The sequence below is a fragment of the Stappia sp. genome (genome assembly GCF_040110915.1).
Lineage (GTDB): Bacteria > Pseudomonadota > Alphaproteobacteria > Rhizobiales > Stappiaceae > Stappia.
This window is the reverse complement of record NZ_CP157793.1, coordinates 366,523-380,039: the sequence shown is the minus strand read 5'-3', so window position 1 is coordinate 380,039 and position 13,517 is coordinate 366,523. Positions and strand designations below refer to the sequence as shown.

The 13,517-nt window shown below is 68.4% G+C and carries 13 protein-coding genes; 3 read left to right on the top strand and 10 right to left on the bottom strand.

Going from position 1 to position 13,517, the window contains the following annotated elements; genetic code table 11:
• Position 1: 1 nt before the first annotated feature.
• The 5 genes from ABL312_RS01710 to ABL312_RS01690 form a co-directional block, all read right to left on the bottom strand.
• The gene (locus tag ABL312_RS01710; protein ID WP_349359649.1) at positions 2 to 157 is read right to left on the bottom strand and encodes a hypothetical protein; all 156 of its coding nucleotides are present in this window, start codon (positions 155 to 157) and stop codon (positions 2 to 4) included.
• On the bottom strand, positions 154 to 1,101 hold the full coding sequence (locus ABL312_RS01705) for a heme o synthase (RefSeq protein ID WP_349359648.1): 948 nt from the start codon (positions 1,099 to 1,101) through the stop codon (positions 154 to 156). Before ABL312_RS01705 ends, ABL312_RS01710 begins: the two co-directional genes overlap by 4 nt.
• A 156-nt stretch (positions 1,102 to 1,257) precedes the next feature.
• On the bottom strand, positions 1,258 to 2,865 hold the full coding sequence (ctaD, locus tag ABL312_RS01700; protein ID WP_349359647.1) for a cytochrome c oxidase subunit I: 1,608 nt from the start codon (positions 2,863 to 2,865) through the stop codon (positions 1,258 to 1,260).
• Between the two features lie 125 nt (positions 2,866 to 2,990).
• Positions 2,991 to 3,920 carry a cytochrome c oxidase subunit II gene (gene coxB / locus ABL312_RS01695; RefSeq protein WP_349359646.1) on the bottom strand — a complete coding sequence of 310 codons (930 nt, stop codon included), beginning with the start codon at positions 3,918 to 3,920 and terminating at the stop codon, positions 2,991 to 2,993.
• A gap of 316 nt (positions 3,921 to 4,236) precedes the next feature.
• Positions 4,237 to 4,359 carry a hypothetical protein gene (locus ABL312_RS01690; protein WP_349359645.1) on the bottom strand — a complete coding sequence of 41 codons (123 nt, stop codon included), beginning with the start codon at positions 4,357 to 4,359 and terminating at the stop codon, positions 4,237 to 4,239.
• A gap of 191 nt (positions 4,360 to 4,550) precedes the next feature.
• Between ABL312_RS01690 and ABL312_RS01685 the strand changes: the two genes are divergently transcribed.
• Both ABL312_RS01685 and tldD read left to right on the top strand, forming a co-directional pair.
• On the top strand, positions 4,551 to 5,033 hold the full coding sequence (locus ABL312_RS01685; protein ID WP_349359644.1) for an invasion associated locus B family protein: 483 nt from the start codon (positions 4,551 to 4,553) through the stop codon (positions 5,031 to 5,033).
• A 200-nt stretch (positions 5,034 to 5,233) separates the two neighbouring features.
• Entirely contained in the window at positions 5,234 to 6,658 is a 1,425-nt protein-coding gene (gene tldD, locus ABL312_RS01680; protein WP_349359643.1) for a metalloprotease TldD, read from the top strand.
• A gap of 226 nt (positions 6,659 to 6,884) precedes the next feature.
• Here the strand turns inward: tldD and ABL312_RS01675 are convergent, their stop codons facing one another.
• The 4 genes from ABL312_RS01675 to purD form a co-directional block, all read right to left on the bottom strand.
• Complete coding sequence (locus ABL312_RS01675) at positions 6,885 to 7,832, bottom strand: transposase (protein WP_349357457.1); 948 nt, start codon at positions 7,830 to 7,832, stop codon at positions 6,885 to 6,887.
• Positions 7,833 to 8,189: 357 nt separating this feature from the next.
• Positions 8,190 to 9,275 (bottom strand): phosphotransferase family protein, encoded by a 1,086-nt coding sequence (locus tag ABL312_RS01670; RefSeq protein WP_349359642.1) that lies wholly within the window; start codon positions 9,273 to 9,275, stop codon positions 8,190 to 8,192.
• Positions 9,272 to 10,216, bottom strand: coding sequence for an alpha/beta hydrolase (locus tag ABL312_RS01665; protein ID WP_349359641.1), 945 nt, complete (start codon positions 10,214 to 10,216; stop codon positions 9,272 to 9,274). Before ABL312_RS01665 ends, ABL312_RS01670 begins: the two co-directional genes overlap by 4 nt.
• Positions 10,217 to 10,344: 128 nt before the next feature.
• On the bottom strand, positions 10,345 to 11,628 hold the full coding sequence (gene purD, locus ABL312_RS01660; protein ID WP_349359640.1) for a phosphoribosylamine--glycine ligase: 1,284 nt from the start codon (positions 11,626 to 11,628) through the stop codon (positions 10,345 to 10,347).
• Between the two features lie 228 nt (positions 11,629 to 11,856).
• Here purD and ubiA point away from each other — a divergent pair, with 228 nt between their 5' ends.
• Positions 11,857 to 12,801: a 4-hydroxybenzoate octaprenyltransferase gene (ubiA, locus tag ABL312_RS01655; protein WP_349359639.1), complete on the top strand. Its 945-nt coding sequence runs from the start codon at positions 11,857 to 11,859 to the stop codon at positions 12,799 to 12,801.
• A 16-nt stretch (positions 12,802 to 12,817) separates the two neighbouring features.
• Here the strand turns inward: ubiA and ABL312_RS01650 are convergent, their stop codons facing one another.
• Complete coding sequence (locus ABL312_RS01650) at positions 12,818 to 13,414, bottom strand: DUF6101 family protein (protein ID WP_349359638.1); 597 nt, start codon at positions 13,412 to 13,414, stop codon at positions 12,818 to 12,820.
• Between the last annotated feature and the right edge of the window lie 103 nt (positions 13,415 to 13,517).

Genomic DNA, 13,517 nt, shown 5'->3' with positions numbered 1-13,517 from the left:
TTCACATCGCTCTGTTCAGCACGTCCGGTCCCATCTTGACCAGCGTGATGACGTAGAAAAGGATCACCAGCCCCCCGACAGCCAGTCCGATCGCGATCGACCGGGCCCGCTGCCGCTTCTTCTGTTCGTCCGTCATCCGGACACCGTCTTCACTCATGACAAGCCTCCGGACATCAGGGACGCAACCACCGTGTCCACCAGAAGAAGGGCGAACACGGCAAAGAGATACAGCAGAGAAAACTTGAAGAGCGCGACCGCGGCCTTGCGCGCCGCGTCGCCCTCGCGCAGGCGATAGACCTGCACCGCGTACCACACGAAGACCGCGCCCAGCACGGCCGCCGCGACCGCGTAGTAGATCGATGCGAAGCCGAGCAGCCCCGGCAGCACGCCGACCGGCGCCAGCAGCACCGAATAGATCAGGATCTGCGCGCGCGTCGCGTCCTCTCCGGCCACGACCGGCAGCATGGGGATGCGCGCGCTCTCGTAGTCGCCGCGCTTGAACAGCGACAGCGCCCAGAAGTGCGGCGGCGTCCACATGAAGGTGATCAGGAAGAGCACCACGCTTTCCAGCGACACACTGCCGGTGACCGCCGCCCAGCCGATCATCGGCGGGAAGGCGCCGGCCGCGCCGCCGATCACGATGTTCTGCGGCGTCGAGCGCTTCAGCCACATCGTGTAGATCACGGCGTAGAAGAAGATGGTGAAGGCGAGCAGGCCGGCCGCCAGCCAGTTCACGGCGACACCGAGGATCAGCACGGAGAAGGCGGAAAGCACGAGGCCGAAGCCGAGCGCCTCCTCGCGGGTCACGCGCCCGGAGGGGATCGGACGGTTGCGCGTGCGCGACATCACCTCGTCGATGTCGGCGTCATACCACATGTTGAGCGCACCCGACGCGCCCGCGCCGACGGCGATGCACAGGATCGCCACCGCGCCCAGAATCGGGTGGATGCCGCCCGGCGCGATCAGCAGCCCGACCAGCGCGGTGAAGATCACCAGCGACATGACCCGCGGCTTCAGCAGCGCGATGTAATCGGCAACCTGGCCCTGACCGCCCTGCGTGGACGCCTGGAGGGGTTCGTCGTGGAGTTCGGCAAGCGACATGGAGCAACTCGTCGTCGGAACATTTTGTCGTGCGCGCGGCGCAGGCGTTGTCGAGCGCGGGGGGTGGATCCGCGCCGCACCGGCGGCGTCGGACCCTGTTCGAAACCCCGCCGGCGGAAGCCCGGCGGGGTCGGTCCTGTCAGGACGCGGCGGCGATCAGCGGATGCGCGGCAGCGTCTCGAACTGGTGGTACGGCGGCGGCGAGGACAGGGTCCACTCCAGCGTCGTCGCCCCCTCGCCCCACGGGTTGTCGCCCGCGACGCGCTTCTTGGCGAAGGCCTCGAACACGCCGTAGAGGAACACCAGCACCGCGAAGGCCGAGATGTAGGAGCCCCAGGACGAGACCGCGTTCCAGCCCGCCATCGCGTCCGGGTAGTCGACATAGCGACGCGGCATGCCGGCAAGGCCCAGGAAGTGCTGCGGGAAGAAGATCAGGTTCACGCCCACGAAGGTGATCCAGAAGTGCGCCTGACCGATCGCCTCGCTGTACATGTAGCCGAACATCTTCGGGAACCAGTAGTACCAGGCCGCGAAGATGCCGAAGACGGCGCCGAGCGACAGCACGTAGTGGAAGTGCGCCACCACGTAGTAGGTGTCGTGCATCGCCCGGTCGAGACCCGCGTTGGCGAGCTGCACGCCGGTCACGCCACCCACGGTGAACAGGAAGATGAAGCCCGTCGCCCAGACCATCGGCGTCTTGAAGGTGATCGACCCCTGCCACATCGTGGCGATCCAGGAGAACACCTTCACGCCCGTCGGCACCGCGATGACCATCGTCGCCGCGACGAAATAGGCCTGCGTGTCCACGTCGAGGCCGACCGTGTACATGTGGTGCGCCCACACGATGAAGCCGACCACGCCGATCGCGACCATGGCGTAGGCCATCCCGAGGTAGCCGAAGACCGGCTTGCGGGCGAAGGTCGAGATGATGTGGCTGACGATGCCGAAGGCCGGCAGGATCAGGATGTACACTTCCGGGTGGCCGAAGAACCAGAACAGATGCTGGTAGAGGATCGGATCGCCGCCGCCGGCCGGATCGAAGAAGGTCGTGCCGAAGTTGCGGTCGGTCAGCAGCATGGTGATGGCGCCGGCCAGGACGGGCAGCGACAGGACCAACAGGAACGCGGTCACCAGCACCGACCAGGCGAAGAGCGGCATCTTGTGCAGCGTCATGCCCGGCGCGCGCATGTTGAAGATGGTGGTGATGAAGTTGATCGCGCCAAGGATCGACGAGGCGCCCGCGATGTGCAGCGACAGGATCGCCAGATCCATCGCCGGACCCGGGTGGCCTTCCGGCCCGGCCGAGGACAGCGGCGGATAGGCCGTCCAGCCGCCGCCGAAGCCCATGCCGCCGGCCGGCCCCTCGACGAAGAGCGAGAGCAGCAGCAGCAGGAAGGCCGGCGGAAGCAGCCAGAAGGAGATGTTGTTCATCCGCGGGAACGCCATGTCCGGCGCGCCGATCATGATCGGCACGAAGTAGTTGGCGAAGCCGCCGATCAGCGCGGGCATGACCATGAAGAAGATCATGACCAGACCGTGCGAGGTCGTGAACACGTTGAAGGTATGCGGATCGGAGAAGATCTGCATGCCCGGCTCGTGCAGCTCCATGCGGATGCCGACGCTGAGCGCGCCGCCGATGATGCCGGCGATGATCGCGAAGATCAGGTAGAGGACGCCGATGTCCTTGTGGTTGGTCGAATAGACCCAGCGCGTCCATCCGGTCGGATGGTCATGGTCGCCTTGCGCATGCGCTGCATAGGCCATCTTCCAGCTCCCTTTTCGTCATGCCCGGGTTTCCCCGGCTCGTCATGTGCCCGTTCTGACCGGCCCGCGCGGGCCGGAGGGAATGCGGACGTTCCCGTCCGCGCAAGTCGCGAGGGACGGCGCCGTCAGCGCGCCGCCACCTCGATGTCCTCGTCCGTCGCGGCCGCGGCCGTCTCGGGCTCCGCGGCATTGATCGCGGCCATCAGCTGCTCGTTGGCGGCGTCCACGTCATCCTTCGCCGCCTCGACCCAGGCCTGGAACTGGTCCTGCTCGACCACGCGGATGGCGATCGGCATGAAGGCGTGATCCTTGCCGCAAAGCTCCGAGCACTGGCCATAGTAGATGCCGGTGCGGTCGGCGCGGAACCAGGTCTCGTTCAACCGGCCCGGCACCGCGTCCATCTTCAGCCCGAAGGCCGGCATGGCGAAGGAGTGCAGCACGTCGGCCGCCGTCACCTGCACGCGGACCACCGTGTCGACCGGAACGACCATTTCGTAGTCGACGGCGAGCAGGCGCGGGTATTCCTCGATCGGACGGCCGGTCGCGGCGGCCTTTTCGGCCAGCGCCTCGGGACCGCGCAGCATGTAGGAATCGAGGATGATCCCTTCCGAGCCCTCGTCCATGTACTCGTAGCTCCACGCCCACTGAAGACCGGTCGCCTTCACCGTCATGTCGAAGGGCGGGATCGTCGCTTCCTTGTAGAGCAGGCGGAAGGACGGGATCGCGATCACCACGAGAATGATGATCGGCACCACCGTCCAGACCACCTCGATCATCGTGTTGTGCGAGGTGCGCGACGGCGACGGGTTGGACTTCGCGTTGAAGCGGAAGATGCACCACAGCAGGAGCGCCAGAACGAACAGCGTGATCACCGTGATGATCGTCAGCGTGAAGCCGTTGAACCAGCGGATGTCACTCATGACCTCCGTCGCCGAGGGCTGCATGCCCATCTGCCACGGCGTCGGCTGCGCCGCCTGCGCGGCGGCCGCAAACCCCAGTAGTGCGGCCAGCCCGGCCGCTCCGATCGTCGTCAGACGCTTGACCAATTCCGTCACGTCCGTGCTCCCTTCCTGACCGACCCGACACGGGCACAGGTCCGTTTTCCTATTCGTGCGTGAAGGTTGTTCGCACCCGCGGCGCGTCGATGCGTCACCCTGTCACTCCGGCTGTCACTCCGGCGGCCCCGCCGACCGAACGGCGCCTTCCCCTCCCGCGCGGCCCGCACAAACGGTGCGTTTCCAGTCTAATGCGCGTCTGCCGTGGCGCGCGAGAGCCTGGGGCCGGGAGCGTCAAAACGCCGCAATCGGACTTGATAAAGATCAAAGTCGGCTTGTGAAACCACAAGCGGCCGCGTTGCGCAATGGACTCCTTTCACGATTTGCCAAATTCCGGCCCGATTTCGCGCAAGCCGCGCGTGACGGCCCGACGGGTTTCAAGGATGTCGACGGCCGGCGGCGTGAAAATGCGGAAAAGGATCCTTTCCGGCACGGCCATGATGGCACATGCCTCCCTTTCGCCTTGAAATCGGCCTTTCAAGGGAGGAAAACCGCTTTCGACACGCGTCCGGGCGAATCACGCCATGATCCCGCGATGGCCCGGCCGCGCCCCGCAATGGCCGCCGCGCCGCCCAACACGGAGCCTTGCCTGTGCCTTTCCGATCCGTTCCGTCCCTCCGCAGCCTTGCCGTGGCCGGCCTCGTCGTCGCGCATGCGCTGGCGAGCGGCCCCGCGGCGCTTGCCCAGGGCGCCGTGCGCTCGGTGCACGGGGACTGGCAGATGCGCTGCGACACGCCCGCCGGCGCGCAGGAAGAGCAATGCGCGCTGATCCAGAACGTGACCGCCGACGACCGCGAAAACGTCGGCCTGTCCGTCATTGTACTCAAGACCGCCGACAAGCAGTCGCGCCTGCTGCGCGTGCTCGCGCCCCTCGGCGTGCTGCTGCCGATGGGTCTCGGCCTGCGCGTCGACAACGCCGACGTCGGGCGGGCCGGCTTCGTGCGCTGCCTGCCGAACGGCTGCATCGTCGAGGTCGTCATGCAGGACGACCTCATCGAGAAGATGCAGAAGGGCAATGCCGCGACCTTCGTCATCTTCCAGACGCCGGAAGAAGGCATCGGCATTCCGATCTCGCTGAACGGCTTCTCGGACGGCTTCGCCGCCCTGCCCTGACCGCGATCCCGCCGGCGACACCGGCGCCTTCCGTGACTTCAAGGTCGATCCCCGGACAGGTTGCGGGCGCGGTGTGCCCGTTCGCCTTGCGGGCTTTCTCGCCTCTGGCCGCTGCGCGGGCTTTCTCACCTCTGGCCGCTGCGCGGCCGGGGGCCTATGTTTGGGAGACGCCCCTCCCCTCGCGCCCTTCGGAGAGCCTCATGACCGAGACCGCCATCGACCTGCTCGCCACCAACGACGTTTCGGAGGCGCGGGCGCGCGCGCTGCTTTCGGCGGCGGTCACCGGCGCCGACGACGGCGAGTTGTTCCTCGAGTACCGGCAGGCGGAAAGCCTCGTCTTCGACAACGGCCGGCTGAAGGCGGCCAATTACGACACGACGCAGGGGTTCGGCCTGCGCGCGGTCGCCGGCGAGGCGGCCGGCTATGCCCATTCCGGCGAGATCTCCGAGGCCGCGCTCAAGCGCGCCGGCGACGCCGTGCGGGCGGTCGCCTCGGGCCATTCCGGCACCTATGCGGCCGCGCCCCAGCGCACCAACGCGCATCTCTATCCCGAGACCAACCCGCTGGACCGGCCGACCTTCGCCGACAAGGTCGCGCTGCTCCAGACAATCGACGCCTACGCCCGGGCGAAGGACCCGAAGGTCCGGCAGGTGAGCGTGTCGCTCGCCGCCTCCTGGCAGGTGGTCGACATCCTGCGCGCCGACGGTCACCGCATGCGCGACGTGCGTCCGCTGGTGCGCTTCAGCGTCTCCATCGTCGCCGGCGACGGATCCCGGCAGGAATCGGGCTCCCACGGCTTCGGCGGGCGCGACACCATCGGCGCCTTCGTCACCGAGGAAAGCTGGAAGGCGGCCGTCGACGAGGCCCTGCGTCAGGCGCTGGTCAATCTTGAGGCCGTGCCGGCCCCGGCCGGCAGCTACGACGTGGTGCTCGGCAACGGCTGGCCCGGCATCCTGCTGCACGAGGCGGTCGGTCACGGGCTGGAAGGCGACTTCAACCGCAAGAAGACCTCGGCCTTCGCCGGGCTGATGGGCGAGCGGGTCGCCTCGAAGGGCGTCACCATCGTGGACGACGGCACGCTCGGCGGGCGGCGCGGCTCGCTCACCGTGGACGACGAGGGCACGCCGACCTCGCGCACCGTGCTGATCGAGGACGGCATTCTCACCGGCTACATGCAGGACCGGCAGAACGCGCGCCTGATGGGCGTCGCCCCCACCGGCAACGGCCGGCGCCAGTCCTATGCGCATATCCCCATGCCGCGCATGACCAACACGATCATGCTCTCCGGCGACCGCGATCCGGGCGAGATCCTGGAGGGCGTCAAGGACGGCATCTACGCCGTGTCCTTCGGCGGCGGCCAGGTCGACATCACCAGCGGCAAGTTCGTCTTCTCCTGCACCGAGGCCTACAGGATCGAGAACGGCAGGCTCGGCGCGCCGGTCAAGGGCGCGATGCTGATCGGCAACGGCCCCGACGCGCTCACCCGCGTGGAAGCGGTCGGCAACGACATGGCGCTCGATCCCGGTATCGGCACCTGCGGCAAACAGGGCCAGGGCGTGCCCGTCGGCGTCGGCCAGCCCACCCTGCGCATCAACCAGATGACCATCGGAGGCACCGCCGTCTGAGCGGCGGGTGGCGGGATGGCCGTCTGAGCGGCGGGGGGCGGCACCGCCGTCTTGCCGCATCAACACCGAAGCCCTGAGGCTCCCCGATCCCGCATCTCCGGCTGCGCCTGCGTGCGGGATGACGCTGGGCGGACCGTAGGGCGCCCGAGACGGCCCTGCATGTGCGACAATGCCTGAGGGAGCGGTATCCGTGACGCGAATGCTCTTGCATCTCCATCCGGCGTCATCAACTCATTGCGTTGAGTTCGTCTCTCATGCGTGCATTTAGGATGACGACGATCTTTCTCATGACGGCCGTGAGAGCGACGAGCTTCTTCTTTCCGTTTTCGACAAGTCGTTGATAGAAGGGCTTTAACGGGCCCTTGCTGCGTGCCGCGCCAAGGGCGGCCATGAACAGGAGGGAGCGGATCTGCGGGCGTCCGCCGCGGGTCTTTCTGTAGCCCCGGAGTGTCCCGCTGTCTCTGGGGTGCGGAGCAAGGCCAGCGAGAGAGGCGGCCTGCTTGCCGGTCATCGTCCCCAGTTCGGGCATGGTGGCGGCGAGTGCGATGGCGGTTCGCGGCCCCACGCCCGGAAGGCTGCGGTAAAGAGCGATGCGCCGGGCAAGCAGTCTGCAGCGGACGCACAGCGCGTCGATGGCTGTATCGAGCGCCGCCAGTTGCCGGTCCAGCGTCCGCAGGAGCGCCTTGCAGGAAGAGGCAATCAACGCGCAGCCCGGAGACTTGGCCCGATTGAGCTCGGCGACCCGGATCGCCATGAGATCCTGCCTACGGGCCACGAGCGCGGCCAGCCTGGCCTGTGTGTCTCCGCTTGGCTGATGCAGCGACAGGCGCTGCCAGCGCTCCTGCCCGTAGGCGGCGAGCAGACCGGCGTCGATCGCGTCGGTCTTGGCCAGGCGTCCGAAGGAGCGTGCGAAAGCCTTGACCTTCAAGGTGTCGGCCCGGTGGCAGGGGACCCCTGCGGCCCTGAGTTCAACCAGCAGCAGGCGTTCATATCCGCCGGTCGGCTCGCAGACGACCAGCGTGCCGGAAGGCAGGCCGGCGACGAGCTTGCGGATCGCGCGGGTCGTGTTGGCGACGCTGCGCGCCGCATTGCCGCGACAGGCGGAGACGGCCAGCGTCTGCTTCGAGACATCGATGCCGACGACATGGGGTGGGGCATGTTCCAGAAAAGCCATGGCGGTGGTATCCTGATCAGGCTTCGGATTGTTCGCGGGCGTGGTGACAGCCAGAGGCCCCATCAACTCTCCAAGCGGGAAAAGGAAGCGGCAGGGACCCTGATGACGACGGGTGGAAACCCAATCCCGGAACGGTCGCCTGCCACCGGTCTCCCGGCAATCTATGGGCCGGGAGACCGCCCCGAATCTAACACTCCTTCAAACGAACAATCCCGGGCAAGCGAAGCGCGACCCGGGATCGGAGAGCCACCGTCCGTACGCATTTCTAACTGACGGGACCGCTCGGCCCCGCGCGCCGCGCCCTCTCTTTGCTTCCTTCGTGCTTTTGCCTGACGCCGTAACCCTGAGCCCCACCCCTCACGCCCCCGCTTTGACCGCAAACCCCCACGCCGTCTCCGCGAGCGGGCGGATCTGTTTCGCCATCTGCTCCGCGTTCTCGCTGGTCGCCGTGCCGTCGCGCACCCGGCCGGCGATGCCCTGCAGGATCGCGGCGATGCGGAAGAAATTGTAGGCGAAGAAGAAATCCAGATCCCGTGCCACGGGAAAGCCGGTCGCGCGTTCGTAAGCCGCGATGTAGTCGGAAAGATGCGGCAGGCCGAGCGCGTCGAGATCCCGTCCCCTCAGCGTGCCGATGCCCGCGCCGTCCGGCCCTTCCGGCATCACCCATTGCATGCAGTGGTAGGTGAAATCGGCGACCGGATCGCCCAGCGTCGACAGTTCCCAGTCGAGCACGGCGGCGATCTCGGGGCGGTCGGGCGCGACGATCAGATTGTCGAGGCGGAAGTCGCCATGCACCACGCGCGCCGGCATCGCCTCGGGCAGGCGGGTCGGGAGCCAGTCGATCAGCCGGTCCATCTCGGCAATCGTCCCGGTTTCCGACGCGCGGTACTGTTTCGACCAGCGCGCGATCTGGCGCGCGACATAGCCCTCCGGTTTGCCGTAGTCGGCAAGCCCCAGCGCGGCCGGATCGTAGCCGTGCAGGCGGGCGAGCGTCGCGTTCATGGCCGCATAGACGGCGGCGCGCTCGGCCGGCGCCGAGCCGGGCATCGCCGGATCCCAGAAGATCCGCCCCTCGACCTTCGCCATGACATAGAAGGCGGTGCCGATCACCGCCGCGTCCTCGCACAGGCCGACGACGCGGGGCACCGGGAAGCCGGCCTCGCCCAGCGCCTTCATCACCCGGTATTCGCGCTCCACCGCATGGGCGGAGGGCAGCAGCTTGCCCGGCGGCTTGCGGCGCAGGACATAAGCGCCGTCCGGCGTTTCGAGCAGATAGGTCGGGTTGGACTGGCCGCCCTTGAACTGGCGCACGCTCACCGGCCCGCGAAAGTCCGGGATCCGTTCGGCAAGCCACGCCGCCAGCGCCTCCGCGTCGATGGCGAGCGCGGGCGGCACGTCCTTGGTGCCGGAAAACGCGGCGTCGCGGTCGAAGCGGTCGCTCACGCCCCGGCCTCCTCCGTCAGGAACGGCAGCAGCGCCTGCAGCGTCGCCTTGGGGTTTTCCTCGACCATGAAATGGCCGCCCTCGATGCCGGTGCCGCGCACGTCGTCGGCCCAGGCGGCCCAGGTCTCGACCGGCGTCGAGGCCTTGTCGGCCAGCCCCGCCGTGCCGTAGAGCACGCAGAGCGGGCAGGAAATCGTCCGCCCGGCCTCGCGGTCGGCGGTGTCGAGCGTCATGTCGACGGTCGCGCCGGCCCGATAGTCCTCACAGGCCGCGTGCTGGCGCGCGCTCTGGCGGAAGGCCGCGCGATAGGCGTCGAGCGCGCGCGGGTCGAAGGCGGAGAGATCCTTCGCCGCCGTCCAGCTCGCCAGCGTGTGCTCGAGGTAATAGTCCGGCGCCCCGGCGATCAGCGTTTCCGGCAGCGGATAGGGCTGGGCGAGAAACAGCCAGTGATAGATCGCCATGGCATAGCGCCAGTCCATCGCCTTCCAGTATTCATAGGTCGGCAGGATGTCGAGGACGGCCAGCCGGGAAACCGCGTCGGGGTGATCGAAGGCCATACGATAGGCGACCCGCCCGCCCCGGTCGTGACCGGCGACGGCAAAGCGCTCATGTCCAAGCGCGCGCATCGCCGCGACCATGTCGCGCGCCAGCGCCCGCTTGGAATAGATCTCGTGCGCGGCATCGCCCCTCGGCGCGTCGGACGCGCCTTCGCCCCTGGGCGCGTCGGATGCGCCATAGCCGCGCAGGTCGGCGGCGACCACGGTGAAGCGGCTGGCCAGGTCCGCGGCAATCGGGTGCCACATGGCATGGGTCTGCGGATAGCCGTGCAGCAGCAGCAACGGCGGCCCCGAGCCGCCGATACGGGCGAAGATCTCCACCCCGTCGCCCGTCAGCCATTGCGTCTCGAAGCCCGGAAACAGATCGTCCGCCGTCTCGCCCATGCAGCCCTCCCCTGATCCGGCCGACGTGCGATCGTCCCCGCCGGCCCTCCTTGGGGCCGACAATGGACGGTTGCGCCAAGGCGTTCAAGTGCTTGGGGGAGGCAGGGGGTGTGCGCGGGGCGCGCGCGTCAGTCCTCGCCGCGCTCGCGGGCGACCGCCCGCCAGCCGATGTCACGGCGGCAAAAGCCCTGCGGCCAGTCGATGGCGTCGACGGCCGCATAGGCGCGCGCCTGCGCCTGCGCCACGGTCGCCCCCAGCGCCGTCACGTTGAGCACGCGCCCGCCGTTGGCAAGGACGCGCCCGTCCTCGGCGCGGGTGCCGGCGTGGAAGACCATGACGTCGGGATCGTTCTCGAGCGCCTTGAGGCCCCGGATCTCGCTGCCCTTGTCATAGGCGCCCGGATAGCCACTGGCGGCGAGCACCACGGTCAGCGCGACGTCGTCGCGCCAGCGCACGCTCATCTTGTCGAGCGTGCCGTCGACCGATGCCAGCATCAGCGCGACGATGTCGTCCTTCAGCCGCATCATCAGCACCTGACACTCCGGATCGCCGAAGCGCACGTTGTATTCGATCAGCTTCGGACCCGTCGCCGTGATCATCAGCCCGGCGTAGAGCACGCCCTTGAAGGGCGTTCCTTCCGCCGCGAGCGTCGCGATGGTCGGCCCGACGATCTCGCGCATCGCCTGTGCGGTGAGGTCCTCCGCCATCACCGGCGCGGGCGAATAGGCGCCCATGCCGCCGGTGTTCGGACCCGTGTCGCCGTCGCCGACGCGCTTGTGGTCCTGCGCGGTGGCAAGCGCCAGTCCGGTGGTGCCGTCGGAGAGCACGAAGAGGCTCGCCTCCTCGCCTTCCAGAAACTCCTCGATCACCACTTCGGCGCCGGCGTCGCCATAGGCGCCGTCGAAACAGGCGTCGACCGCTTCGAGCGCCTGCTCCAGCGTTTCGGCGACCACGACGCCCTTGCCGGCGGCCAGCCCGTCGGCCTTGACGACGATGGGCGCGCCTTGGGCCTCGACATAGGCCCGCGCGCTCGACGCATCGCGGAAGCGTCCATAGGCGGCGGTCGGGATGTCGGCACGGGCACACAGATCCTTGGTGAAGCCCTTGGAGCCTTCCAGCGCGGCCGCCGCGCGGCTCGGCCCGAAGGCGCGGATGCCGGCCTGCGTCAGCGCGTCGACCAGACCGGCGACGAGTGGCGCCTCGGGTCCGACGACCACGAGACCGATATCCTCGGCCTTGCAGAAGGCGATCACGGCGGCAGAATCGCCGGTGTCGAGATCGATGCAGGTCGCCTCCGCCGCGATGCCCGCATTGCCCGGCGCGGCGAAGAGGCGCGTCGTCAGCGACGACCTGGCGATCGCCCAGGCGAGCGCGTGTTCCCGTCCGCCGGATCCGATGAGAAGAATGTTCATGGGGTGTCGCGCGCCTCGTTCGAAGATCGAAAACCTGTCCGGATCGCAGGGGGACGCAGGTCGAACCCGGGTCCGCTCCGGCGCCTGCGGTCTACAGCGCGCCCCCCGCGCGCACAAGCCCCGGCGCGCCGGCCTGTCGCGCTGACCTGTCGCGCGCCGGGTCCGGGCGCCGCCCTTTCGCTCGCGCCGCAAAACCGGTATCACCCGGCAAACGGCATGAGGGATGCGATGAGCGAAGACACCATCAAGGGCCGGGTCGCGGACGCGGTGAAGGGTCACTGGGTCGACACGCGCGCGCCCGACTGGCTGCGCCCCTACGCCCGACTGGCACGCTGGGAGCGCCCCATCGGCTGGTGGCTTCTCCTGTGGCCGTGCTGGTGGTCGGCGGCGCTGGCGGCAATCGCCGGCGGCGCGGCCTATCCCGACCCCTGGCATCTGCTGCTCTTCATGATCGGCGCCATCGCCATGCGCGGGGCGGGCTGCACCTACAATGATCTCGTCGACCAGGACATCGACGACAAGGTCGCGCGCACGCGCTCGCGTCCGCTGCCCTCCGGTCAGGTGACGCCGTTGCAGGCGAAGGTCTTTCTCGTCGCGCAGGCGCTGGTGGGTCTGGCGGTTCTCTTGCAGTTCAACGGCTTCGCGATCCTGCTCGGCATGGCCTCGCTCGCCGTCGTCGCCGTCTATCCCTTCATGAAGCGGGTGACCAACTGGCCGCAGCTCTTCCTCGGGCTTGCCTTTTCCTGGGGGGCGTTCATGGGCTGGGCCGCCGCCTTCGGCCGTCTCGACTGGCCGGCCGTCGCGCTTTACGCAGGCGGCATCCTGTGGACCATCGGCTACGACACGATCTACGCCCATCAGGACAAGGAAGACGACGCGCTCGTCGGCGTGAAATCGACCGCGCGGCTCTTCGGAGACCGCACCCGTCCGGCGCTCGTGCTGCTCTATGGCGGCGCGACGGCGCTTTTCGCGGCCGCGCTCGTCGGGGCGGGCGGGGGTATCCTCGCCTTCGTCGGTCTGGCGGCGGGCTTCATGCATCTCATGCGGCAGATCGCCGTTCTCGACATCGACGACAACGATCAGTGCCTGAAGCTCTTCCGCTCCAACGCGCAATTCGGCTGGATTCTCTTCGCCGGGCTCGTCGCGGACGCGCTGGCGCGCACGCTGTTCTAAAAGGCGACTCGCCCGCTCAGCTGCGGGCGATGATCTCGCGCTCCCCGCGGTGCACCGGGGCACCGGCCACGCAGCGGCCCGGCTTGCGGCGCACCAGGAAACGCGGGCGGCGGGCGGTCAGCGCGGCAACGCGCCGGCGCTGCGGGCCCATCGGCGCGCATGCCGGGCTGTCGGGTCGCTCGATCCGCGTCAGCGCCCCGTCGGGTTCGACGAGAAGCAGTGGCAGACCCAGCGTCTCGCCCCAGGCGCACCAGTCGTCGGCCAGGTCTTCCAGCCGCGCGTCGCGGGCAAGCGTCAGGGACAGGGCCGGGTCGCGATGACGCAGCCCGATCCGGGCGCTGACAGTGCCGGGATCGCGCCCCGGCGTCACTTCCGCGAACACGCCGAGAAAGCTCGCCACCGGCTGAACCAGGGTGAGCGGCAGGCCGGCAAGCCGGCGTTTGACGATGACGTGCTGGCGATCGATATAGACGTCGAGCCTCGACGGCTCGCCGCGTGCCCCCGGTGCCTCGCCGCTCGTTGCGAAGCGGTGCGGCAGCCGGGCCGGATCGAGCCGCATGGCGCGGCCCGATCCGGTGTGTGTGGCGTCCTGTTGTGCTGTTTGACGGCTCAATTCGCTCTCCACCGGGCCTATTGGTTGTGGCCTCTGATGCACCCAAGGTAGCAAGCGCGGCTGCCGATCCGCTTAACAAGCACGGTTAAATTTCTCTGTTTTC